Here is a 19773-nt window from a genome sequence, read left to right on the forward strand (position 1 = left end):
GGGCGGCGCATGTACTACAGGACGAACCGTCCATCGCCGGAGGGAGTCACTCCTCGGGTAGCAGGAGCCCCTGGGGGCCGGGCGGGCCCGTCAGGGGCGGGGCGGCACACCGGGCGTGCCCCGCCACCAGATTAATCAAGACCCGGCCCGAAGCGTCAGCCCTGCGGGGCGCGGGTGTCGGCGAGGGCGCGCAGGGCGCGGGCGTCGGCGATGGCCTGTGCCTTGGCGATGCCGGGCTGGATGCCCATCGCGGGCAGGCTCGTGCCGTCGCTGAGGTTGAGGAACACCCATGGGTCGCCGGGCCGCAGGTTGACCTGGACGATCTCGGCCCAGGCGAGGCGCCTGCTGGTGGCGATGTTGACGACGGTCACGCCCGACTCGTCGGCGACGACCTTCGGCCTGCTCAGGAGCGCGAGCACGCCGAAGAGCAGGGCGCCGGTGAAGATGAAGCTGGTCCGCTCCCCCGGGCCGAGGCCCGGGATGAGCAGGGCGATCACCGTGAGGACCACGAGGATCGCGACTCCCGCGCCGAGCAGGACGGCCCGTGTCCGGCCGGGCCGGAAGGTGACGGGAAGGGCGGGAAGGTCGGTCTGGTCGGTCATGGCCGGGGTCTCCTGCCGGGTCATCAGAGGCGGCAGGCGTGGATGGCGGTGGTCAGGATCGCGCGCGCCCCGAGGGCGTACAGGTCGTCCATGACCCGCTGCGCCTCCTTGGCCGGGACCATGGAGCGCACGGCCACCCAGCCCTCGTTGTGCAGCGGCGAGATCGTCGGCGACTCGAGGCCCGGGGTGAGGGCGACGGCCCGCTCCAGGTGCTCGGCGCGGCAGTCGTAGTCCATCATCACGTACGACCTGGCGACCAGGACGCCCTGCAGGCGGCGCAGGAACTGCTGCACCTTCGGGTCGTCGCCGTCCGCGCCGGTGCGCCGGATGACGACCGCCTCGGACTTCATGATCGGCTCGCCGAAGACCTCGAGGCCCGCGTTCCGCAGCGAGGTGCCGGTCTCCACGACGTCCGCGATGACCTGGGCGACGCCCAGCTCGATCGCGGTCTCGACGGCGCCGTCCAGGTGCACGACGGAGGCGGCCACGCCGCAGTCCGCGAGGTGCTTGGCGACGATTCCCTCGTACGAGGTCGCGACGGTCTTGCCCGCGAGGTCCTCGATGACGGTCGCCGTGCCCGGCTTCGCGGCGAACCGGAAGGTGGATCGGGCGAAGCCGAGCGGCAGGATCGGCTCGGCGTCGGCACCGGAGTCGACCAGGAGGTCCTGGCCGGTGATGCCGATGTCGAGCCTGCCGGTCGCGACGTAGATCGCGATGTCCTTGGGCCGCAGGTAGAAGAACTCGACCTCGTTCTCGGGGTCGACGAGGACGAGCTCCTTGGACTCCTTGCGCTGCTGGTAGCCGGCCTCATGGAGCATCGCCGACGCAGGTCCGGACAGTGAACCCTTGTTGGGGACGGCGATGCGCAGCATGAGGCGGGATTCCTTTGCGTTAAGGGGAGTCGGGTCGGGCTTGGGCGTACGGCTCAGAGATGGGCGTACACGTCGTCGAGCGAGATGCCACGGGCGACCATCATCACCTGTACGTGGTACAGGAGCTGCGAGATCTCCTCGGCGGCGGCTTCCTTGCCCTCGTGCTCGGCGGCCATCCAGACTTCGGCGGCCTCCTCGACGACCTTCTTGCCGATGGCATGGACGCCCTTGTCGACCAGCTCGGCGGTGCGGGAGGTTGCGGGGTCGCCGTTGGCGGCCTTGTGCTGGAGCTCGGCGAAGAGCTCCTCGAAAGTCTTCTTGGACATGATGTCGCTTACTTTACGCGGCTCCTCGTCCCGCTCACCGCCAGGGCTCGGAGACGGAACGCAGCGTGGTCGCCGTGGCAACGGCCGCGGTGACCGCTTCGTGCCCCTTGTCCTCGCGGGAGCCCTCGATGCCCGCGCGGTCCAGGGCCTGCTCCTCGGTGTCACAGGTCAGCACCCCGAAGCCGACGGGCACCCCGGTGTCGATGCTGACCTGGGTCAGCCCCTGGGTGACGCCCTGGCACACGTACTCGAAGTGCGGGGTGCCGCCGCGGATGACGACGCCGAGCGCCACGATCGCGTCGTAGCCGCGGCCCGCGAGGACCTTGGCGACGACCGGCAGCTCGAAGCTGCCGGGCACGCGCAGGACGGTCGGCTCGTCGATGCCGAGCTCGTGCAGGGCGCGCAGCGCGCCGTCGACGAGGCCGTCCATGACCTTCTCGTGCCACTGCGCGGCGATCACCGCGACCCGGAGGTCGCCGCAGTTCTTCACGCTCAGTTCGGGTGCACCCTTGCCGCTCACGCGCTTCTCCTGGTTCTTGTGCTGGTTCTCGTACGCCGGTACTTACTGGTTGCCGCAGGCCGACACCTCGGGCGTGTCGAGCCCGGGCAGGTCGTGCCCCATCCGGTCCCGCTTGGTGCGCAGGTAGCGGAGGTTGTGCTCGCCCGCGTGGACCGCCATGGGCTCGCGTCCTGTGACCTTCAGGCCGTGCCGGACGACCGCGTCGGTCTTGTCGGGGTTGTTGGTCATCAGGCGCAGGCTGCGGACGCCGAGGTCGTCGAGGATCCGGGCGCCCGCGCCGTAGTCCCTGGCGTCGGCGGGCAGGCCGAGCTCCAGGTTGGCGTCCAGGGTGTCGCTGCCGCGCTCCTGGAGCTCGTAGGCGCGCAGCTTGGAAAGGAGACCGATGCCGCGCCCCTCGTGGCCGCGGAGGTAGACCACGACGCCGCGTCCCTCGTCCGTGATGCGCCGCATGGACGCCTCCAGCTGGGGGCCGCAGTCGCAGCGCAGCGAGTGGAAGACGTCGCCGGTCAGGCACTCGGAGTGGATGCGGACCAGGACGTCGTCGCCCTCGCCGATCTCGCCGTGGACCAGGGCGACGTGCTCCACGCCGTCGACGGTGGAGCGGTAGCCGTACGCCGTGAACTCGCCGAACGCGGTGGGCAGACGGACCTCGGCCTCGCGGCGGACCGTCGGTTCGGAGGAGCGGCGGTAGGCGATCAGGTCCTCGATGGAGATGATCGTCAGGCCGTGCTTGCGGGCGAACGGGATCAGCTCCGGCAGGCGGAGCATCGTGCCGTCCTCGCCCGCGATCTCGACGATGGCCCCCGCGGGGCGCAGGCCCGCGAGCCGGGCCAGGTCGACCGCGGCCTCGGTGTGGCCGTTGCGCGCCAGGACGCCGCCGGACTTGGCGCGCAGCGGGAAGATGTGGCCCGGCCGCACGAAGTCGGTCGGCTCGAAGGCGCCCGCCGCGAGCATCTGGAGCGTGGTGGCGCGGTCGGCGGCCGAGATGCCGGTGGTGACGCCGTGCGCGGCGCTCGCGTCGACGGAGACGGTGAAGGCCGTCCGCATCGACTCGGTGTTGTTCTCGACCATCTGCGGGAGTTCGAGGCGGTCAAGCTCCTCACCCTCCATGGGCGCGCAGATCAGGCCGCGGCACTCGCTCATCATGAAGGCGATGATCTCGGGGGTCGCCTTCTCGGCGGCGATGACGAGGTCGCCCTCGTTCTCCCGGTCCTCGTCGTCGACGACCACGACGGGCCGCCCGGCGGCGATGTCGCGGATGGCCGCCTCTACGGGGTCGAGGGCGAGGTCCGAGGCGTCTTCCTCATGACCCGTGCTGTACCAAACAGGTGCCGCAGTCATGCCGGGGCTCCTTCCATGTCGGGCTGCGAGGCCTGCGAGAACACAGTGCGCGACCGCAGCCACCAGTCGCGCAGGCCCCACAGGACGAGGGCGAGGTAGATGACGTACACGAGGCCCGAGAAGGCGAGGCCGCTGCTGAACGCGAGCGGCACGCCGACCACGTCGACCAGCAGCCAGGCGAACCAGAACTCGACGAGGCCGCGCGCCTGGGCGACCATCGCGGCGAGTGTGCCGACGAAGATGTAGGCGTCCGGCCAGGGGTTCCAGGACAGGTCGGGTACGGCGGAGAACAGGGCGCCGACCGCGAGGGTGCCGACGGCGGTGCCGCCGAGCAGCACCCCGCGCTCCTTCCAGGTCGCGAACCGGACGGCGATGGAGCCGTCCTGCGCCTGCTGCTTGCCGTTGGTCCACAGCCGCCAGCCCCACAGGGCCACGCCGATGACGAGCAGCTGCTTGCCGACGCCGCCGGAGAGCTGTGCGGACGCGTACGCGGCGACGAGGATGACGCCGGAAAGGAACTGGGCGGGCCAGGTCCATATGGAGCGCCGCCAGCCGAGGGCGAGGGCGATCAGGCCGACGGTGTTGCCCACCATGTCGGACCAGATCACGTGCTGCCCGAAGGCCGTGAAGGCTTCGGAGTTGAGCCAGTTCACTGCGTGGCCTCCTGAGCGGGAGCGGGAGCCGGAGCGGCGGCGCGGTCGCCGAGCATCCGCTCGACGTACTTCGCGATGACGTCGACCTCGAGGTTGACCGGGTCGCCGGGCTGCTTGATGCCGAGCGTGGTCAGCGCGAGGGTGGTGGGGATGAGGCTGATGGTGAAGTAGTCGGGCCCGGCGTCGACGACGGTCAGACTCACGCCGTCCACCGTGATGGAGCCCTTCTCCACCACGTAGCGGGCGAGGCCTGCCGGGAGCGAGACCTTGACGATCTCCCAGTTCTCGGACGGCTTGCGCTCGACGATCTCGCCGGTGCCGTCGACGTGACCCTGCACGATGTGTCCGCCGAGGCGGTCGCCGACGGCCGTGGGCCGCTCCAGGTTGACCCGTGAACCGACCGCGAGCGCGCCGAGGCTGGAGCGGTCGAGCGTCTCGGCCATCACATCGGCGGTGAACTCGTCGCCCTCGTGCTCCACGACCGTCAGACAGACGCCGTTGACCGCGATGGAGTCGCCGTGCTTCGCGCCTTCGGTGACGACGGGGCCACGGAGGCGGAAGCGCGAGGCATCGGCCAGCTTCTCGACGGCGGTGATCTCGCCCAGCTCTTCGACGATTCCGGTGAACACTCAGTGCTCCTTCGCTGCAAGGGTTGCGGTGATGCGCAGATCGGGGCCGATACGGACGCTCTCGCTCACGTCGAGGCGCAACGCATCGGTGATGGTCGTGATTCCGCCGCCGGCCAGGACGGCGGGGCCCGCGCCGAGCAGCACGGGGGCGAGATAGCCGACGACGCGGTCGACGGCGCCCGCGGCGACGAACGCTCCGGCGAGCGTCGGCCCGCCTTCGAGGAGGACGGAACGCACCCCGCGCGCGTGGAGCTCGGCGAGGAGGGTCCGGATGTCCAACCCACCCTCCGCGCGCGGGAGTCGCACCGTTTCGGCCTCAAGTGCTTCCAGTTCGGTGCTCGCGTCCTCGGCGACCGCGACGAGCGTGGGCGCGGCGTCGTCCAGGACGCGGGCCCCGGGCGTGACGGCGGTCGCGTTGGTGTCCACGACGACGCGCAGCGGCTGCACGGCGCCTTCGACGCCCCGTACGGCGAGGTGCGGGTCGTCGGCGCGCTGGGTGCCTGCGCCGACCACGACGGCGTCGCACTCGGCGCGCAGCCGGTGCACGTCGGCGCGGGCCTCGGCGGAGGTGATCCAGCGGCTCGTGCCGTCGGCGGCGGCGATGCGGCCGTCGAGTGTCGCGGCGTACTTCCAGGTGACATGCGGGCGGCCGAGCCGCACGGAGGTCAGCCAGGCGGCGTTCCCCGCGGCGGCCTCGTCCTCCAACAGGCCCGATTCCACGTCGATTCCGGCGGTACGCAGTCGCTGCGCGCCCCCGGTCGCGGTGGGGTTCGGGTCGCTGACCGCGTAGACGACGCGGGCGATCCCGGCGTCGATGAGCGCCTGCGCGCAGGGTCCTGTGCGTCCGGTGTGGTTGCAGGGTTCGAGGGTGACCAGGGCGGTGGCGCCGCGGGCTTTCTCGCCGGCCGCGCGCAGGGCGTGGACCTCGGCGTGCGGTCCGCCCGCGCGCTGGTGGTGTCCCTCGCCGACGGTCTGGCCGGAGGCGTCGATGATGACGCAGCCGACGACCGGATTAGGGCTTGTAGCGCCGAGACCGAGCGCTGCAAGCGCGAGCGCGCGACGCATGGCGGTGCGCTCATGGTCGTTCGCTGCGGCTGCGGTGGCCACCGGGTCCTCCTGCCTCATGGGGCACGGACTCCGGGGCCTGTCGATGACGACAGAATGTACGGACTGCGGCACCGGGAGCGACGCCGGAAACGAGACTTCTCCCTGGGGAACCCGAAAAGTCGGGTATCCCAAAAACAAGCCACTCGGCGACGTGCACGAATGCCCGCCCGCCGCGCACTGCCTCCCATCCGGACTTTCACCGTCGGTCCAGGAATTTCACCTGGTCAACCGGTCGCTGGAGGCGACCGGGTCGCGGACTGTAACCGCCGGTTCGGAATTACACCGACCCCGGAGTGCGCTGCTTTTGGTACGAGGCCAGTCTGCCACGCCTGATCGACGCCCATACGGGCGAACCCCTGTGGCCTGGCTCACAGGATCCGGTCGCACCGCTTTGACCGGCGGTGATGCGCCGCTCTCTGGCACGCTGAGCGCGTGACGACAGCAGCACTTGCCGATGAGTTCGAGTCCCACCGCCCCCGGATGTTCTCCCTCGCCTACCGCATGCTCGGCTCCGCGCAGGAGGCCGAGGACACCGTCCAGGACGCGTATCTGCGGTGGAGCGGCGCCCGGCGCGAGGACATCGGCCGGCCCGCCGCCTGGCTGGCCAAGGTCGTCACCAACCTCTGTCTGAACAGGCTGACATCGGCGCGCGCCCGGCGCGAGCAGTACGTGGGGCCCTGGCTGCCGGAGCCGGTGATCACGTCCGGCGGCGCGCTCGGCCCCCTGGAGTCGGCGGAGCAGCGGGACGCGGTGTCGATGGCGCTGCTGATCCTCCTTGAGCGACTCACGCCGGTGGAGCGCGCGGTGTTCGTGCTGCGGGAGGCGTTCGCGTACAGCCACCGGGAGATCGCGGGCGTCCTCGACATCGGCGAGGCCAACTGCCGCCAGCTGTACCGCAGGGCGACGCGGGCGGTGGCGGGGGAGCAGACGCGGTTCGAGGCCGCGGCCGAGCGGCGCCAGGAGTTCGTGGAGTCGTTCATCGCGGCGGCCCGGGACGGCGATCTGGCGGGCCTGGAGAAGGTCCTCGCGGCGGACGTGACGTGGTGGGGCGACGGCGGCGGCAAGGTCACCGCCGCGCGCAGGCCGATCGTCGGGCGCGAGAAGGTGCTGCGCTTCCTGGTGGGCGGCATGGAGAACTTCGCCCAAGCCATGGATCTCGCGTACGCCGAGGTCAACGGCGCGCCCGCGATCGTGGCGACGCTGGAGGGCACGGTGGTGGGCATCGCGACGTTCGAGTTCCGGGACGGTCTCGTCAGCACCCTGCGGGCGGTGGTCAATCCGGACAAGCTCGGTTTCGTGGCCGGGCAGCTGTCACATTCCTGACCGCCGCCCGGTTCTGAGCTGGTGACGGACGCCGGTACGGCGTCCCGGACAGCGAAGGAGCCTTGCGATGACCACGATCCTGGTGACCGGCGGCACGGGAACCCTCGGCCGCCCGGTGGTCGAGCGGCTGCGCGCGGAGAGCCACGACGTACGCGTCCTGAGCCGCCGTTCCCAGCCGTACGCCGTCGATCTGCGCGAGGGCACGGGGCTCGACGCGGCCATGGCGGGCGTGGACGTGATCGTGCACTGCGCGAGCAGCCCGCGCGGGGGCGACGAACGGGCCGCACGCCATCTGATCGAGGCCGCGCGGCGGGCCGGAGTGGGGCATCTGGTCTATATCTCGATCGTCGGTGTCGACCGGGTGCCGCTCGGCTACTACAGGACGAAGCTCGCCGTGGAGCGGCTGATCGAGGAGTCGGGGCTCGGCTGGACGGTGCTGCGGACCACGCAGTTCCACGATCTCGTCCTGCAGGTCTTGGAAAGTTCGGCGAAGCTGCCGGTGATGCTGCTGCCGTCGGGGGTCAGCGACCAACCGGTCGAGGTCGGCGAAGTGGCGGACCGGCTCGCCCAGTTGGCGGCGGCGCCGCCTGCCGGGCGGGTCGAGGACATGGGCGGGCCCGAGGTGCGTACGTTCCCGGACCTTGCCCGCGCCTATCTGCGGGCGAGCGGCAAGCGGCGCCCGCTGGTCCCGGTGCGGCTCGCGGGCAAGACGTACCGAGCGTTCCGCGCGGGCGGGCATCTGGCGCCCGAACGGGCTGTGGGGAAGGGGACGTTCGAGGAGTTCTTGGCCGCGCGGGCGAGCGGCGGGGCAAGCCACAAATAGCCCGTCCGGCGCTTGAGGACGAACTCGGCGAAGCCGGTGACAGACGGTGCGTCCAACGCCGCCTGCCGCCCCGGAGGGCTCAGCGTCCAGGTCCGAACAGCTCCTCCTGCGCCGCCTCCCTGGCGGCAAGCAGCGCCCCCCGCAGCACGGCGGAGCCGCCCAGCGTGCTCGCCCTGACCTCGGTACGCAGCGGGGACATGGCGGTGACGCGGTCCCCGACGCGGGCGGCGAGCGCGTCGCCGCCCGCGCGGCCCAGCTCGCCGCCGAGGACGACGCATCCGGGGTCGAGGATGGCGGCCATCGCGGCGGCGCCGACGGCGATCCGGTCGGCGGCCGCGTCGAGATAGCCGCCGTGGCCGGTCGCGACTGCGCGGCTCAGCACGTCGGCGGCGCTCTCCCCCGGCTCCAGGAGCCCGTGCTCGGCGCCGAGTTCGCGGAGCGCGGCCGCGCAGGCCAGCGAGTGGAAGCCGCCGTCGCAGCCGGTGGCGGACGGCAGCGACGCGGTGCCGGGCACGGGCAGGAAGCCGATCTCCCCGGTGCCGCCGGATGCGCCGCGCCGCAGCGCCCCGTCGAGGACGACGGCGGCACCGATGCCCTCGCCGAGCCAGAGAAGGACGAAGGTGTCGCGGTCCCGGGCGGCGCCTTCGCGCTGTTCGGCGCGGGCGGCGAGATTGGTCTCGTTCTCGACGAGGACGCGGGCCGGCAGCCGCTCCTGGAGCGCGCCCGCGAGCCTGCGGTGCCAGGCGGGCAGCGAAGTGGTGTCGCGCAGTTCGCCCGATGCGGGGTCGATGAGGCCGGGCGCGCCGATGCCCACGGTGTGCAGCCGCTGGGCGCCGCCATCGCGGGCGGTGCGCTCGACGAGGGCGACGGCACGCTCCACGGCGGGCTCGGTTCCGGTGTCGCCGCCGATGGGCAGCGACGCCTCGGCGAGCACCGCGCCGAGCAGATCGGTGACCACCACGGAGAGGCCTCCGGTGCGTACGTCGAGGGCCGCGAGGTGGGCCCGGTCGGCGACGATCCCGTAAAGGCGGGCGTTGGGGCCCCGCCGCTGGGCGCCCGCCTCCCCCACGACCGTGATCAGTCCCGAGCCCTGCAGACGCTCGACGAGATCGGCGACCGACGGCCGGGACAGGCCGGTCAGCTGCTTCAACTGGTTGGCCGTCAGCGGCCCTTCGCGCTGCAGGAGCCCCAGGGCGAGCCGGTCGTTGATGGCCCGGGCAGTGCTCGGTGATGCGGGCATGCCGGGGATCCTTCCATAAAGCTGCTATTTATCAGGCAGGGTTCCTGATAGTTTACGTCGCCGTAGCGGGGCGGCACGCTGGGAGGGGCGGAGCATCCATGAGTGAAGTGGTCTACGACGCACGGCAGTTGAAGCGGGCGCGGTACGCCGTGGCCGCCGTCTTCTGTGTGCACGGCGCCGTCACGGGCTCCTTCGCCACCCGCGTCCCCTGGATCCAGGAGCACGCCGACCTCAGCGCGGGCCTCCTCGGCCTTGCCCTTGCCTTCCCCGCGATCGGCGCCTCGGTGGCGATGCCGCTTGCCGGTTGGGTCAGTCACCGCTTCGGCGCCCGCACGGCGCTGCGCGGCCTGCTCGCCCTGTGGACGATGGCGCTGATCCTGCCCTCGCTCGCGCCGAACCTGCTGACGCTCTGCCTGGCCCTGTTCGTGTACGGCGCCACGGCGGGGATGTCGGACGTGGCGATGAACGCCCTGGGCGTCGAGGTCGAGACCCGCATGAAGAAGTCGATCATGTCGGGCCTGCACGGCATGTGGAGCGTCGGCGCCCTGATCGGATCCGCGGCCGGCACGGTCGCCGCCCACCTCGGCTCGGACGCCCGCCTTCACCACGCGCTCGCCGCCGTGGCGCTCACCGCGATCGGCCTCATCGCCTGCCAGGGCGTGCTCGACCTGCAGGCGGCCCCCGAGGAGGAGGCGCCGCCACGCTTCTCGCTGCCGCCCAAGTCGGCCCTGCTCATCGGCGCGGTCGGGTTCTGCGCCGTCTTCGCGGAGGGCGCGAGCCTGGACTGGTCGGCGGTCTATCTGCGGGACGTCCTGGGCAGCGCGGCCGGGCTCGCCGCGGCCTGCACCACCGGGTTCACGCTCACCATGGCCATCGCGCGGCTCGCGGGCGACGCGGTGGTGGACCGGTTCGGGGCGGTGCGCACGGTGCGCGTCGGCGGCGTGGTCGCGGCGCTCGGCGGGGTGCTCGTGGTGGCTGCGCCCCATCCGGCCATGGCCATGGGCGGGTTCGCCCTGATGGGGCTCGGCATCGCGGTCGTGGTGCCGCTGGCCTTCGCCGCGGCCGGGCGCAGTGGCCCGAACCCCAGCCAGGCCATCGCGGGCGTCGCGACCATCACGTACACATCGGGTCTGATCGCCCCGTCGGCGATCGGCACGCTCGCCGACGCGACGAGCCTGGTGGTCTCCTTCGGCCTGGTGACGGTGCTCGCCTGCGGGCTCGCGGTGTTCGCGGGCGTCCTGCGCACGGACGGCCGCGACGCCACACCGGTCGCCCCGGCGGACGCGACGACACCGGGCCCCAAGGCCTGAACCCGCCCTCGCCTGCCTGAGCCATCCGCCGTCTGAAACACCTGCCGAGCATCCGCGGGCCTTACGCCCGTTTAACATTGCGCTGACTCATTCAGGTCTTGACAACAGGTCGGGCGCACAGAAGGCGGAACAGAACCATGGATCTCGGCGTGCGCTGGAGACTGCACGGCGACGGGCGCATCCCCGCGCCCGGAGCCGTCGTCCGACCTGACGAGCGGCTCTCCTGGCCGCGGACCTTCGGGCTCGGCGCCCAGCACGTCGTCGCCATGTTCGGTGCGTCGTTCGTGGCGCCCGTCCTGATGGGCCTCGACCCGAACCTGGCGATCATGATGTCGGGCGTCGCGACCGCCATCTTCCTGCTCGCCACGCGCGGCCGGGTGCCCAGCTACCTGGGCTGTTCCCTCTCCTTCGTGGGTGTCGCCGCGGTGATCAGGGCGCAGGGCGGCTCGTCGGCGACCGTGACCGGCGCGGTCTTCGTCGTCGGTGCGGCGCTGTTCCTCGTCGGGCTCGCGGTGCAGCGGTTCGGTGCGCGGATCATCCATGCCGCGATGCCCCCGATCGTCACCGGCGCCGTCGTCATGCTCATCGGCTTCAACCTGGCCCCGGTCACCGCCTCCACGTACTGGCCACAGGACCAGTGGACGGCCCTCTTGGTGATGCTGTTCACCGGTCTGGCCGTGGTGTGCCTGCGCGGATTCTGGTCACGCATCGCGATCTTCCTGGGTCTGCTCTTCGGGTACGCCCTCTCCTGGGCCCTCGACCTGGTCTTCGGCAAGATCCACTCGGCGGACGGCTCCGGCAAGGTCGTCGACCACTGGCGCCTTGACCTCTCCGCCGTCGGCAACGCCGACTGGATCGGCCTGCCGTCCTTCCACGCCCCGAGCTTCGAGTGGTCGGCGATCCTCGTCGCGCTGCCCGTCGTGATCGCGCTCGTCGCCGAGAACGCCGGCCACGTCAAGGCCGTCGGCGAGATGACCGGCGACGACCTGGACGACAAGCTCGGCACCGCGATCTCCGCCGACGGCGCCGCGTCCATGCTCTCCACCGCCGTCGGCGGCCCGCCCAACACGACGTACTCCGAGAACATCGGCGTGATGGCCGCGACCCGCGTCTACTCCACCGCCGCGTACTGGGCGGCCGCGTGCTTCGCCCTGCTCTTCGGCCTCTGCCCCAAGTTCGGCGCGGTCGTTGCGGCCATCCCGGGCGGCGTGCTCGGCGGCATCACCGTCATCCTGTACGGCATGATCGGCCTGCTCGGCGCCCAGATCTGGATCAACGCCAAGGTGGATCTGCGCAATCCGCTGAACCTGGTCCCGGCCGCGGCGGGCATCATCATCGGCGTCGGCGGCGTCTCCCTGAAGATCACCGACAACTTCGAGCTGAGCGGCATCGCGCTCGGCACGATCGTCGTGATCACGGGCTATCACGTCCTGCGGGCCTTCGCGCCCCCGCACCTCAAGACGCAGGAGCCGTTGCTCGACGAGGGCACTTCGACGTACGACACCGAGGCCGACGACGCTCAGCCGCGCGCCAAGTCGTAGGCGTACCCGGGCGTGAACGTCCCCGGCGTGCCCTTGCAGCCGTCGGACTCGCCCGGCAGCTTGATCCACAGATAGGCGTCGATACGGGCCTCGCCGGTGCGCAGCGTCGGGCTCTGCCCGAGCTTGCGTCCCGCCGGGTCGCACCATTCGCCGTCGGCCGGGGCGCCGTTGCCGTTGCGGCTGGTGTCGATGACGGCGCCAAGGTCCGGAGGGCCGCCCAGCGCGGAGAGGACCTTGCGGGCGTAGGCGGCCTCGTCGGCGGTGCGGTGGAAGTTCGAGACGTTGGTGAAGACGCCGTCGGACGACGCCGCCGACGCGGCGCCCGCCGCGCGCAACCGTCCGGCCTGCCGGGTGGCGGCGTTCCAGCCCGAGTGCCCGGCGTCGTAGTAGACCCGGGCCTTGGGGTTGGCGGCCTTGAGGGTGCGGCCCGCGCGGGCCAGCGAGGCGTACCGGTCGGCCCGTTCGCCCGCCGACAGGCACTCGGAGAGCGCGATCGCGTCCGGTTCGAGGATGACGACGACCTCGCCGGAGCCGAGCCCCGCGGCGAACTTCTCGATCCACGCGTCGTACGCCGCGAGATCCGGCGCCCCGCCCTGCGACGCGCCCCCGCAGTCCCGGTCCGGTATCGCGTACGGAACGACGACGGGCACCCGGCCCCCGGCGCCCGACGTCACGGCCCGCACGCGGGACGTGATGGTCCCCGGCGAGTAGTCGGCGAACCACACGGCAGCCGGCTCATCGGCGATCTTCGACTCTATGAGCGGCCGCCGCGGGTCGCCGCGGTTGGCCCTGACCCAGTCGAGCACCTGTGAATCGCCGTACCGGTAGAGGGAATTGGCGGACGGGGCAGTGTTGTCCGGCTTCTTCGGACGCTGCGTCGACGGCTTCGGTTCCGGTTTCGGCTTCGGCTTCGCGGAGGACTTGGCGGGGGACGGCTTCGCCGAGGAATCGGAGGCGGACGGCGTCGGCACCGCGGGCAGCGGTTCGAGCGTCGGCGACTCCGTCACCTTCGGGCGCGCCTGGTCCTTGCCGCCGCCCTCGTCGAGCGCGGACACCATGCCCGTGACGGTGCCGACGGCGGCCACCACCGAGGCCGCCGCCACCATGACTCCATGGCGGGCGGCGCTCCTGCGCCCGTCCCGTCGTGCGGCGCGATGTCGTGCGCGATTGCCTGACACGGTGCTGCTCCTCCCCCTCCTCCGCGTCCCCCCGGACACGGTGTACAGCTCCCCTCCCCAGGGGCACACACGGACGCCGTTCCCCCGTTCTGGGGAAGCGCCCGGTGCGGTGACACTCGGGCCAGCCTATGACTGGGACCCTGCCACCATGGCGCAGTTGGAGCGGTTTGCGGAGTTCACAGGCCCGGCACAGGGGGTTGACGCGGTGGTGACGCGGATGCGCGTGCTCGGTGCGGACCTCCCGTCCGGCGACGGGGTCGGCGTCTTCAACGGGGTCTATCTGTCGGTCACCGAAGAGGTCGACCGGCACCTGGACAGCGGCCGGTTCGCCGACTCCGGGGCCGCGATCACGCTGGACGTCCTGTTCGCCGAGCGCTATCTGCGGGCCGTCGACGCGGCGGCCGACCAGCACAGGGCACCGGCGTGCTGGCGGCCCCTGCTGCAGTTCCGCCGCCATCCGGGCGTACGTCCGCTGCAGTTCGCGCTCGCGGGCATCAATGCGCACATCGGGCACGATCTGCCGCTGGCCGTCGTGGACACCTGTCGTACGCTCGGCTGCGAACCGGCGGACGTCGAGGACGAGTTCGATCGCGTGGGCGACATCCTCGTCTCGCTGGAGGAGCGCATCCGCGAAGATCTGATGCCGGGCCCCGATCTCTTCCAGATCGCCGATCCGCTGACGCATCTGGTGGGTTCCTGGAGCCTGGAACGGGCCCGTGACGGAGCGTGGGCGGCGGCGCGGGCGCTGTGGGCGCTGCGTGGACTCCCTGCCGTGGCCGAGGAGTTGCGCACCCGCCTGGACGGCGCGGCGGGCCTGGTGGGCCGCATGCTGCTCACCCCGCTGCCGGACTGATCCGGCCAGTCATCGCGCTCCTCTGCGGAACTCCCCGTTGATCGCTGTACGTTGACGCGTGGGACCCCGGATGCGAAGGAGCACCACCATGGCCACTCGACTCGGACTGAGCCTCCCGCAGGGCCGGCAGTACGACATGGGACGAGACGTCCCCGCTGTCGCCCGAGCCGCCGAGGAGATCGGGTACGAGAGTCTGTGGGTCTACGAACGCATCCTGTTCCCCGAGCCCGCCACGCAGGGGCTCTACGGCATCGAGGGCCTGCCCTGGCCCGACACCTACCGCTCGGTGCCCGACCCGCTGATCACCCTGACGCTGGCCGCGGCCGCCACGGAGCGGGCCCGCCTCGGCACCAGCGTCCTGGTCGCCCCGCTGCACGTGCCGTTCCAGCTGGCGCGCTCCCTGGCCAGCCTGGACGCGGCGAGCGGCGGCCGGGTCGTCGCGGGCCTGGGCACGGGCTGGTCGCTCGACGAGTACGCGGCGGCGAGCATGGCCCCCTTCAAGAAGCGCGGCAAGGTCCTCGACGAACTGATCGACGTCTGCCACGCGGTCTGGGGCCCGGACCCGGTGTCGTACGAAGGCGAGCTGACGACCATCGCGTCGTCCGTGGTCGGCCCCAAGCCCGCCAGGCCCATCCCGATCCTGCTGCCCGCCAACAGCCCGCGCGCACTGCGCAGGCTCATCGAACGGGCGGACGGCTGGATGCCGATCGGCATGGGCGCCGACGCGCTCGCCACCCAGTGGCAGCAGGTCAAGGAAGCCGCCGCCGAGCGGGGCCGAAAGGACCCGATCCAGAGCGTCCTTCGGGTCAACACCCGGTGCACGGCCAAGGCGTACGAGGGCGAGGGCCGCGCCCCCTTCCAGGGGAACGTCGCCCAGATCGTCGAGGACCTGGCGGCGCACGCGGCGGTGGGCGCGGTGGAGGAGATCCTCATCGAACTGCAGGGCAGCGCACGGGACGGCGAGGAGCTGAAGGACTTGGCGGCGGAGGTGTACGAGGCGGCGCGAGCGGCCGGGGTGTAAGAGGGGCCGCCCCGAGGGCGCGCCGCCGGTAACCCGAGGGCGCGCCGCCGGTAAAACGGCGCTCCTGAATCAGTCCTCAGGCAACTCGACGGGCGCGATCGAGTCGTACACATCCCCCGGCCCGGGGTTGGTCGCGTCCGTCCCCCCGCCGAAGTGGTTCATAACGCCCCACACCGCGTTCAGCGCAGTCGTCACGGCACCCTCGGCCCACCCAGCCGTCCAGGAAATGTCATCCCCGGCAAGGAAGATCCCCCGCTTGTCCTCCGGCAGGGACTCCTGCATGAAGTGCGTGAACAGCCGCCGCTGATAGCGGTAGTGCCCCGGCAGGTTCGCCTTGAACGCGCCCATGAAGTACGGCTCGTTCTCCCACGACACCGTCACCGGGTTACCGATGATGTGCTTCCTGATGTCGACCTTCGGGTAGATCTCGCCGAGCGACTTCAGCATGACCTCCATGCGCTCGTTCGCCGACAGCGGCAGCCACTTCAGGCTGTCGTCGCACCAGGTGTAGGAGAGGCAGATGACGGCGGGCTTGTCCGGCCCGTCGTCGAGCAGGTAGGTCCCGCGCGTCATCCGGTCGGTGAGCGTCATCGACATGACGTCACGCCCGGTCGGATTTCCCCTGTCGTCGACGGCCTTGTCCAGCCAGAAGGGCCGGTCGACCGGTACGAAGAGCTTGGAGGACTCCATGTAGTGGGTCCGCTCCATCGCCGTCCAGTGGTCGATGGGGAAGAGCGTGTCGTCGCACGCGATCTTGGAGAGCAGCATCCAGGACTGCGCGGTGAAGATCGCCGCAGGGTACGTGCGGATGTCGCCGGAGGCGTCCGTCACGGTGACCCGGTTGCCCGCGGTGCGGTCGAGCCGCGTCACGGCGGGCTTGGGCTCGCCGCTCTCGTGCAGCGACTTCAGGGACGTACCGAGATCCCAGTGCACGATCTTCTGCGGCTCGCGCTCCCACAGGCGGAGGGGCAGCTGCTGGCTGCCGCCGACGATGCCGCGGTGGTGGTCGTCGGCCTCGGTGTAGACGACGCGCAGGATTTCGAGGATCGAGTTCGGGAAGTCGGTGTCCCAGCCGCCCGTGCCGAAGCCGACCTGGCCGAAGATCTCGCGGTGCCGGAAGGACTTGAAGGCCTCGGACTCGCAGAGGAAGCCGTAGAAGGTCTGGTTGTCGAGCTTCTCGACGAGCTTCGACCAGATCTCGCGGATCTTGGGTACGTCGCGCTCGCGCAGGGCGCGGTTCATGTCGGAGAAGTCCGCGCCCTCCTCCAGACAGGCGTTCCAGGCGTTCATCACGTCGCGGTAGACCTGCGGGAGGTCGTCGACGGACGTCGCGTAGTGGGACTCGCCCTTGAGGTCGACGACCGTCGAAGGGGTCGACTCCGCGAGGGGGTTCGGGAACGCCTTGGTCTTCAGGCCGACCAGGTCGATGTAGTGCTGCAGCGCCGTCGAGGACGGCGGGAAGCGCATCGCGCCCATCTCGGCGGTGAGCGAGTCGTCGCAGCCGTCGAAGCCGACGGTGCGAAGGCGGCCGCCGATCTGATCGGCCTCGTAGACGACGGGCTTGAGGCCCATCTTCATCAGCTCGTACGCGGCGATGATGCCGGAAAGGCCGCCGCCGATGACGGCGACCTCGGTGCCGTGCTCGGTCGCCGGTATCTGGCCCAGGCCCGCCGGGTGCGCGAGGAAGTCGTCGTACGCGTAGGGGAAGTCGGGACCGAACATGGTGATCGGCGGCTGCGCGTCGGTGTGCTGGACGGCATTGGGCACCGTGGACGTCATGGGGTACGGACTCCTTGCGGGAACGGCAGAACAGAAGAAGGGGAAGCTCGGCAGGTGGTCAGATCAGCGACGCGTACAGACCCGGGCGGCGGTCGCGCAGATAGGGGTTGTTCTCGCGCGACGCGGCCAGGAACTCCGGGTCGGCGTCGCCGAACACCAGTTGCTCGTCCCGTCCGGCGCGGGCGCGTGCGACGCCGTCGGGACCGGCGAGCGTGGAGAGGCCGACGAACTCGAACTCCCCTTCCTTGCCGACCCGGTTGACGTACGCCACGTACATCTGGTTCTCGAAGGCCCGCACCGGCACGACGGAGTCGGCGACGAACTGGAAGGGGTGCATCTGGGCCGTGGGCACCAGCAGCAGGTCGGTGCCGGCCAGCGCGTGCGCGCGGACGTTCTCCGGGAACTCCACGTCGTAGCAGATCATCAGGCCGATCCGCAGACCGCCGAGCTCGGCCTGGACGACGGCCTGTTCACCGGGGGTGAAGTGGTCGCGCTCGAAGCAGCCGAAGAGGTGGGTCTTGCGGTAGTTCGCCAGGCGCGCGCCGTCGGGGCCGATCAGCTGGACGGAGTTGAAGACCTGCTCGCCGTCACGCTCGGGGTAGCCGTAGGCGACGGCGACACCGTGGCGTACGGCGGTCTCGGCGATCGCGGCGGCCGAAGGACCGTCGGCGGGCTCGGCGAGGCGCGGGATGTCGTCGCCGATTGCGTAGCCGGTCAGGAAGAGCTCGGGGGCCACGAGCAGCCCCGCCCCCGCGGCGGCGGCGCGGCCCGCCGCGTCGTCGAGCTCCTTCAGGTTCTCGGCGACGGATCCGAGCTGCCCTGAGCTCTGGAGCAGGGCGGTGCGCAGCGCAGGCATGGCGGATCCTCAGGGCGTGCGAAGGGGCTTGTGGGGTCCGTTAGACGGTACGGTCGGCGGCCTTGCCCGGACAAGGCGCGAGCGTTGCGGGCTACCGCGCGATCTGTTGCGCATGGCGGGCCCGGAGCGGCGATTCGTTGCGCGGCGCCGTGCGCCTCGGGTATCGGGGGTGTCCTCCTCCGGGTGCAGGGGTCCGCCACGGGTCCCCGCCGCGCGGCGGAAGCGGGGTCCCACCCCTGGCCGGACGTGCCGGACCCCCGTTCCGCGAGAGCGTGATCTCACCCGGAAACGCCGGGTGAACGGCCCCGAAGACGGAGGACTTCCATGAGCCGCACGACCACGCCGAACACCCGCAACTACCCCCGCGTCATCGCCGTGGGCGCCGCGCTCCTGATGACGGCGGGCGCGGCGGGCGTGGCCGTCGCGTCCGGCGACGACACGGCGCGCTCGGCGTCACATGCCGAGGCGCGGGCCGAGGCGCGGGCCGAGCCGCAGGCCAAGTCCCGCGAGGCCGCCGCGCTCACCGGCTCGGCGAAGATGTTCCGCAAGACCACCGAGGACGTGACGTTCACCTTCGACGCGCATCTGACGGCGAAGAACAACGGCGACCCGTCGAAGGCCACCGGCACCTTCCGCTTCGTCCACCTGGACAAGCCGGGCGGCGATGGCGGCTGGGCGAAGGGCCGTATCGACTGCCTGATGACGGGCGGCAAGGTGGCCACCGCGACCGGCATCATCACCGACTCCAACCTCAAGGACATCAAGGGCGGCCGCGTCGGCTTCACCGTCCACGACCAGGGCAAGAAGGACCGCGTCGGCTACAGCTGGGCGGCCGTGGGCCGTCCCGACGGCACCAAGAAGCTGCCCAAGTGCACCAGCTCGGCGCCGCACGAGAAGGTCAGGCAGGGCACCGGCGACTTCCAGGTCGTGCCGTGGAAGGTGCCGTACCCGACGAACTGACCGGCGGGATCACGGACGAGGAGCCGCCCGGACGGGGGTCTGGCGGCTCCTCTCCGGGGAGGGCCCGCGAGCCGGCGCCTCCGCCGCGCGGCGGAGGCGGTCACCACCTCACGTGCGATGTGCGGGGCGCCGGCGCACGGGAGTGTTGATCTCGCCCGGAAGAACCGGGCGCAGCCACCGCAGACGGAGGACGACCCCTCATGACCTTGCCCCGTACCCGTGTCGCCGCAGCCTTGGGAGTCCTGGTCGTGCTCGCCACCGGCGTTGCGGTACCGGCCGTCGCGTCGGACGCGCAGCACCGGGAGGCGGCCGCACTGACCGGCACCGCGATGATCGACCGCCCCAAGGGCGACGAGATCACCTTCACCTTCGACGCCCACCTGGACGCGAAGGACAAGAACGATCCGGGCAAGGCCCACGGCACCATCAAGTTCAGCCACTACATGGAGAACCCCAAGTGGGGCGGCTCGGCCGAGGCACGGGTGGACTGCCTGCTGACCGGCGGAAAGGTCGCCACGGTCTCGGCGGTCGTCACCAAGGCGGACGGCGGCATCAAGGAGTCGGTCGGCAAGCGCGTCGGTCTGACGGTCCACGACCAGGGAAAGCAGGACCGCTTCGGCTACAGCTGGGCGATGGTCGGCACCCCGAACAGACTGCCGGACGACATGCCCAAGTGCGTGAGCGCGGCCCCGAACGAGAAGACGAGGCCGGGGAGCGGCGACTTCCACGTACGCCCGATGAATTAAGAAGCTGCCGCAGGGGCGCCCCGTCAGGGGCGCGGGGCTGTGACATTTGCGGCTCCGCCGCGTGGGCGCGACAAGCCACGACGGGCCCACAGT

At 71.3% G+C, this 19773-nt stretch carries 20 protein-coding genes and 1 riboswitch; of the genes, 8 read left to right on the forward strand and 12 right to left on the reverse strand.

Translation table 11 applies throughout. The features are described 5' to 3' along the window. Positions 1-155 precede the first annotated feature (155 nt). Genes AB0O76_RS19660 through ribD form a run of 8 tightly spaced genes read right to left on the reverse strand, consistent with a single transcriptional unit; the run spans position 156 to position 6068 of the window. Positions 156-602: a PH domain-containing protein gene (locus tag AB0O76_RS19660; protein WP_365492556.1), complete on the reverse strand. Its 447-nt coding sequence runs from the start codon at positions 600-602 to the stop codon at positions 156-158. 23 nt (positions 603-625) lie between these two features. Beyond that, entirely contained in the window at positions 626-1474 is an 849-nt protein-coding gene (gene hisG, locus AB0O76_RS19665; protein WP_365492559.1) for an ATP phosphoribosyltransferase, read from the reverse strand. Between the two features lie 53 nt (positions 1475-1527). Then, a complete protein-coding gene (locus AB0O76_RS19670) occupies positions 1528-1800 on the reverse strand; it encodes a phosphoribosyl-ATP diphosphatase (protein ID WP_135330016.1) in 273 nt (90 codons plus the stop codon). Positions 1801-1834: 34 nt separating this feature from the next. After that, the gene (ribH, locus tag AB0O76_RS19675) at positions 1835-2320 is read right to left on the reverse strand and encodes a 6,7-dimethyl-8-ribityllumazine synthase (RefSeq protein WP_266869063.1); all 486 of its coding nucleotides are present in this window, start codon (positions 2318-2320) and stop codon (positions 1835-1837) included. Between the two features lie 42 nt (positions 2321-2362). Continuing rightward, a complete protein-coding gene (locus AB0O76_RS19680; protein WP_365492563.1) occupies positions 2363-3661 on the reverse strand; it encodes a bifunctional 3,4-dihydroxy-2-butanone-4-phosphate synthase/GTP cyclohydrolase II in 1299 nt (432 codons plus the stop codon). Further along, on the reverse strand, positions 3658-4254 hold the full coding sequence (locus tag AB0O76_RS19685) for a nicotinamide mononucleotide transporter family protein (RefSeq protein WP_365493100.1): 597 nt from the start codon (positions 4252-4254) through the stop codon (positions 3658-3660). The genes AB0O76_RS19680 and AB0O76_RS19685 overlap by 4 nt, the downstream gene beginning before the upstream one ends. A gap of 56 nt (positions 4255-4310) precedes the next feature. Continuing rightward, on the reverse strand, positions 4311-4943 hold the full coding sequence (locus tag AB0O76_RS19690) for a riboflavin synthase (RefSeq protein WP_365492566.1): 633 nt from the start codon (positions 4941-4943) through the stop codon (positions 4311-4313). After that, complete coding sequence (gene ribD / locus AB0O76_RS19695; protein WP_365492569.1) at positions 4944-6068, reverse strand: bifunctional diaminohydroxyphosphoribosylaminopyrimidine deaminase/5-amino-6-(5-phosphoribosylamino)uracil reductase RibD; 1125 nt, start codon at positions 6066-6068, stop codon at positions 4944-4946. A 152-nt stretch (positions 6069-6220) separates the two neighbouring features. Continuing rightward, positions 6221-6351, reverse strand: a riboswitch (FMN riboswitch). 131 nt (positions 6352-6482) lie between these two features. Here ribD and AB0O76_RS19700 point away from each other — a divergent pair. Both AB0O76_RS19700 and AB0O76_RS19705 read left to right on the forward strand, forming a co-directional pair. After that, positions 6483-7373, forward strand: a complete 891-nt coding sequence (locus AB0O76_RS19700) for an RNA polymerase sigma-70 factor (protein ID WP_365492572.1) — start codon at positions 6483-6485, stop codon at positions 7371-7373. A 67-nt stretch (positions 7374-7440) separates the two neighbouring features. Continuing rightward, complete coding sequence (locus AB0O76_RS19705) at positions 7441-8196, forward strand: NAD(P)H-binding protein (RefSeq protein ID WP_365492575.1); 756 nt, start codon at positions 7441-7443, stop codon at positions 8194-8196. Positions 8197-8275: 79 nt separating this feature from the next. On the opposite strand, the gene AB0O76_RS19710 is transcribed toward AB0O76_RS19705, so the two are convergent. Next, positions 8276-9436 (reverse strand): ROK family transcriptional regulator, encoded by a 1161-nt coding sequence (locus AB0O76_RS19710; protein WP_365492578.1) that lies wholly within the window; start codon positions 9434-9436, stop codon positions 8276-8278. 98 nt (positions 9437-9534) lie between these two features. Between AB0O76_RS19710 and AB0O76_RS19715 the strand changes: the two genes are divergently transcribed. Together AB0O76_RS19715 and AB0O76_RS19720 are read left to right on the forward strand one after the other, a co-directional pair. After that, positions 9535-10746, forward strand: a complete 1212-nt coding sequence (locus AB0O76_RS19715) for an MFS transporter (RefSeq protein WP_365492581.1) — start codon at positions 9535-9537, stop codon at positions 10744-10746. 137 nt (positions 10747-10883) lie between these two features. Then, positions 10884-12287 carry a solute carrier family 23 protein gene (locus tag AB0O76_RS19720; protein WP_365492584.1) on the forward strand — a complete coding sequence of 468 codons (1404 nt, stop codon included), beginning with the start codon at positions 10884-10886 and terminating at the stop codon, positions 12285-12287. Here the strand turns inward: AB0O76_RS19720 and AB0O76_RS19725 are convergent. Next, positions 12266-13393, reverse strand: coding sequence for a glycoside hydrolase family 6 protein (locus AB0O76_RS19725; protein WP_365493102.1), 1128 nt, complete (start codon positions 13391-13393; stop codon positions 12266-12268). The genes AB0O76_RS19720 and AB0O76_RS19725 overlap by 22 nt on opposite strands. A gap of 220 nt (positions 13394-13613) precedes the next feature. On the opposite strand from AB0O76_RS19725, the gene AB0O76_RS19730 reads away from it, so the two are divergent. Both AB0O76_RS19730 and AB0O76_RS19735 read left to right on the forward strand, forming a co-directional pair. After that, positions 13614-14318 (forward strand): DUF5995 family protein, encoded by a 705-nt coding sequence (locus tag AB0O76_RS19730; protein ID WP_365492586.1) that lies wholly within the window; start codon positions 13614-13616, stop codon positions 14316-14318. Between the two features lie 88 nt (positions 14319-14406). Further along, positions 14407-15339 carry an LLM class F420-dependent oxidoreductase gene (locus AB0O76_RS19735; RefSeq protein ID WP_365492588.1) on the forward strand — a complete coding sequence of 311 codons (933 nt, stop codon included), beginning with the start codon at positions 14407-14409 and terminating at the stop codon, positions 15337-15339. Positions 15340-15408: 69 nt separating this feature from the next. Here the strand turns inward: AB0O76_RS19735 and AB0O76_RS19740 are convergent, their stop codons facing one another. After that, complete coding sequence (locus AB0O76_RS19740) at positions 15409-17118, reverse strand: NAD(P)/FAD-dependent oxidoreductase (protein WP_365492590.1); 1710 nt, start codon at positions 17116-17118, stop codon at positions 15409-15411. A 58-nt stretch (positions 17119-17176) separates the two neighbouring features. Then, positions 17177-17974, reverse strand: a complete 798-nt coding sequence (locus AB0O76_RS19745) for a carbon-nitrogen hydrolase family protein (RefSeq protein ID WP_365492592.1) — start codon at positions 17972-17974, stop codon at positions 17177-17179. A 324-nt stretch (positions 17975-18298) separates the two neighbouring features. On the opposite strand from AB0O76_RS19745, the gene AB0O76_RS19750 reads away from it, so the two are divergent. Together AB0O76_RS19750 and AB0O76_RS19755 are read left to right on the forward strand one after the other, a co-directional pair. Then, positions 18299-18934 carry a Repetin gene (locus AB0O76_RS19750; protein ID WP_365492594.1) on the forward strand — a complete coding sequence of 212 codons (636 nt, stop codon included), beginning with the start codon at positions 18299-18301 and terminating at the stop codon, positions 18932-18934. Positions 18935-19134: 200 nt separating this feature from the next. Next, a complete protein-coding gene (locus tag AB0O76_RS19755) occupies positions 19135-19680 on the forward strand; it encodes a Repetin (RefSeq protein ID WP_365492597.1) in 546 nt (181 codons plus the stop codon). Positions 19681-19773: the final 93 nt, after the last annotated feature.

Origin of the sequence: Streptomyces sp. NPDC086554 (genome assembly GCF_040686095.1) — a bacterium.
GTDB lineage: Bacteria > Actinomycetota > Actinomycetes > Streptomycetales > Streptomycetaceae > Streptomyces.

Coding starts and splice junctions, on each gene's coding strand:
- AB0O76_RS19705 (WP_365492575.1), top strand. CDS start 7,441: ATGACCACGATCCTGGTGACCGGCGGCACGGGAACCCTCGGCCGCCCG.
- AB0O76_RS19735 (WP_365492588.1), top strand. CDS start 14,407: ATGGCCACTCGACTCGGACTGAGCCTCCCGCAGGGCCGGCAGTACGAC.
- hisG (WP_365492559.1), bottom strand. CDS start 1,474: ATGCTGCGCATCGCCGTCCCCAACAAGGGTTCACTGTCCGGACCTGCG.
- AB0O76_RS19685 (WP_365493100.1), bottom strand. CDS start 4,254: ATGGTGGGCAACACCGTCGGCCTGATCGCCCTCGCCCTCGGCTGGCGG.
- AB0O76_RS19720 (WP_365492584.1), top strand. CDS start 10,884: ATGGATCTCGGCGTGCGCTGGAGACTGCACGGCGACGGGCGCATCCCC.
- AB0O76_RS19660 (WP_365492556.1), bottom strand. CDS start 602: ATGACCGACCAGACCGACCTTCCCGCCCTTCCCGTCACCTTCCGGCCC.
- AB0O76_RS19730 (WP_365492586.1), top strand. CDS start 13,614: ATGGCGCAGTTGGAGCGGTTTGCGGAGTTCACAGGCCCGGCACAGGGG.
- AB0O76_RS19750 (WP_365492594.1), top strand. CDS start 18,299: ATGAGCCGCACGACCACGCCGAACACCCGCAACTACCCCCGCGTCATC.
- AB0O76_RS19745 (WP_365492592.1), bottom strand. CDS start 17,974: ATGCCTGCGCTGCGCACCGCCCTGCTCCAGAGCTCAGGGCAGCTCGGA.
- AB0O76_RS19710 (WP_365492578.1), bottom strand. CDS start 9,436: ATGCCCGCATCACCGAGCACTGCCCGGGCCATCAACGACCGGCTCGCC.
- AB0O76_RS19755 (WP_365492597.1), top strand. CDS start 19,135: ATGACCTTGCCCCGTACCCGTGTCGCCGCAGCCTTGGGAGTCCTGGTC.
- AB0O76_RS19715 (WP_365492581.1), top strand. CDS start 9,535: ATGAGTGAAGTGGTCTACGACGCACGGCAGTTGAAGCGGGCGCGGTAC.
- AB0O76_RS19670 (WP_135330016.1), bottom strand. CDS start 1,800: ATGTCCAAGAAGACTTTCGAGGAGCTCTTCGCCGAGCTCCAGCACAAG.
- AB0O76_RS19680 (WP_365492563.1), bottom strand. CDS start 3,661: ATGACTGCGGCACCTGTTTGGTACAGCACGGGTCATGAGGAAGACGCC.
- AB0O76_RS19725 (WP_365493102.1), bottom strand. CDS start 13,393: ATGGTGGCGGCGGCCTCGGTGGTGGCCGCCGTCGGCACCGTCACGGGC.
- ribD (WP_365492569.1), bottom strand. CDS start 6,068: ATGAGGCAGGAGGACCCGGTGGCCACCGCAGCCGCAGCGAACGACCAT.
- AB0O76_RS19740 (WP_365492590.1), bottom strand. CDS start 17,118: ATGACGTCCACGGTGCCCAATGCCGTCCAGCACACCGACGCGCAGCCG.